General features: G+C 36.7%; 2 protein-coding genes. Both read left to right on the forward strand.

Translation table 11 applies throughout. The annotated features are described in order from the left end of the window. Nucleotides 1–783 precede the first annotated feature (783 nt). Nucleotides 784–1473, forward strand: a complete 690-nt coding sequence (locus ACUVXA_RS20000) for a flavin reductase (RefSeq protein WP_445873053.1) — start codon at nt 784–786, stop codon at nt 1471–1473. 224 nt (nt 1474–1697) lie between these two features. After that, entirely contained in the window at nt 1698–2030 is a 333-nt protein-coding gene (locus ACUVXA_RS20005; protein WP_445873054.1) for a hypothetical protein, read from the forward strand. The last annotated feature ends 171 nt before the right edge of the window (nt 2031–2201 follow it).

Here is a 2201-nt window from a genome sequence, read left to right on the forward strand (position 1 = left end):
TTATAACCCATTGGGGCGTGCAGCTTTTTTCATAATATCAGGTCTTGAAATATCACTTTTCTTTATCAAATGCCCGCCCACCTACAGGAATTAAAGGGGCTTGCTTGAGAAGTTTCTCTTCTATTACTTATGTATTGGTAATCTTTAACGGTTTCATGGCTCTTAATTATAGAGCCTTTTAGTATTTTTGTGAAGTTATTTTTTACCATTAGTTTAAAATTGTTAAGTGATTGTTATTAATTTTAATAATAATTTTACATAGATTTTGTATAATATACAACAAAATGCCGATATTATACATTCAATTCGTATAGAAACAAGTTAGCAAACATTGGGCATCGGGGCGATATTGATAGTGGAATATGAACTTTGAAGAACTTGCTGAATTAATCTTCGATGTAAATAGTACCGAGATTAAAAAATAATAACGAAGTGGCAATCTTTGCGAAAGAAGGGGTAAATTTGGGGGTTGGATGAAATTGGAGGCATGCGAAAGTTTATCAGCTCATTTTGATGATGTTGTTCCGGAGAAAGATAGAATTGACATTACTCTGGAAGATTAGTGAATAGAACTCAAAACAGTAAACACAAGTTATCGTCATAATAATGCTAAAGATAAAACACGTCCAATCACCAAAAAAAATAAGGGAGTGGTAAAAGACATAGAGAATCACTATTGGGACCCGCCCTCATTACGTTCGGGTCGGCTCCCAAACGGGTATCTGGCTCGGCTCGCTACGTTCGCCTCGACCCAAATCCCCGCCTGCATGAGGAGCTAGGGAAATGAACCTTAAAACTCTTTGCAAAATTAGTTATGGCTTGTATGTTGTTAGTTCAAGAAAGGGAGAAAGGATTAATGGGCAGATTGCCAATACTGTATTTCAAGTAACATCTGAGCCTCCAACAATTGCAGTGAGTATAAACAAGCAGAATCTAACTCACGAATATATCCAAGAATCCAAATTTTTTGCTGTTTCAATCTTATCAAATGAGACACCGATGAAGTTTATCGGTAATTTTGGATTTAAATCCGGTAGAAAATCAGAGAAATTCAGAGACATCAGTTTCAAAGTAGGCATTACTGGCGCACCCATAGTTCTGGAAAATGCCATAGGTTACTTGGAAGCTGAGGTCAATACCAGCTTAGATGTAGGAACTTATACGATTTTTGTTGGGAATGTGGTTGATGCTGAAATCATTAAAGACGGTGAGCCGATGACTTACGCTTACTATCACCAAATAAAAGGTGGAAAATCACCTAAGACAGCACCAACCTATATAAAGGAAGAGAACCAAAGGAGGATTGAAGCAATGGTAAATTATAAGTGCACTGTTTGTGATTATGTCTATGACCTGGAAAAAGGCGACCAGCATTCTAGTATAAAACTCGGCACATCTTTTGAAAACTTACCCGATGACTGGGTCTGCCCTATTTGTAGAGCAGATAAATTAGCATTTAAAAAGGAAGATTAAAATGGCTGTTAGAGAAATAAGCCCGAATATTTATGCGGTAGAAGCAATAGATTGGGATAGAAGATTATTTGATGAACTTATAACACTGTTATTTTGGGAGAGACATTTATAATGCACAAAAGAGGTATCGGCAGTTTGTTAATGAATCTATTGGTTATGAATACGAAAGTCCTTTAAATAAAGTAGTGGCATCTACCATCCTCGGGGGTATCGACTTTATTAAAATGATAAAGGATAAGTATCTTGGAAACAGAGAGGTAGGGCGGGATATACCGGCATTAAGAGAGCTAATCTCTGGATCCTCGATTGAGGAGGTTGAGGTAAAGGCAAAAGAGGTATTTGGGGGCGACTCAACAGAATGGAGGAAGACGGTGCTTTACCTCTGCCATAGATATAGTGGTTTGAGGCTAAATGAGGTAGGTAGATGTTTTGTTATAGGTGAATCGGCATTATCACAGAGTAGCCGACGTTTTCAGGAGGAACTGAGTAAGGACAAAAAACTGAAAAGAAAGATTAAGCAAATAAAAAAGCCTGATATTGCGAAATGTGTAGACTGACCCTGTTTCGTTACATTCAATTAACTTTTCCAATGTATAAGTCAAGGACTTTTACACCTCCTTGATATTTTCTAAAAATTGATTATAATAATTACATCATTAAAATAATTCTAAAAAGGAGGTTTATATGAATATTAAAGAACAACAGAGGATACCGCTTCTCGGGGATGA

The organism is Candidatus Jordarchaeum sp. (genome assembly GCF_052745115.1).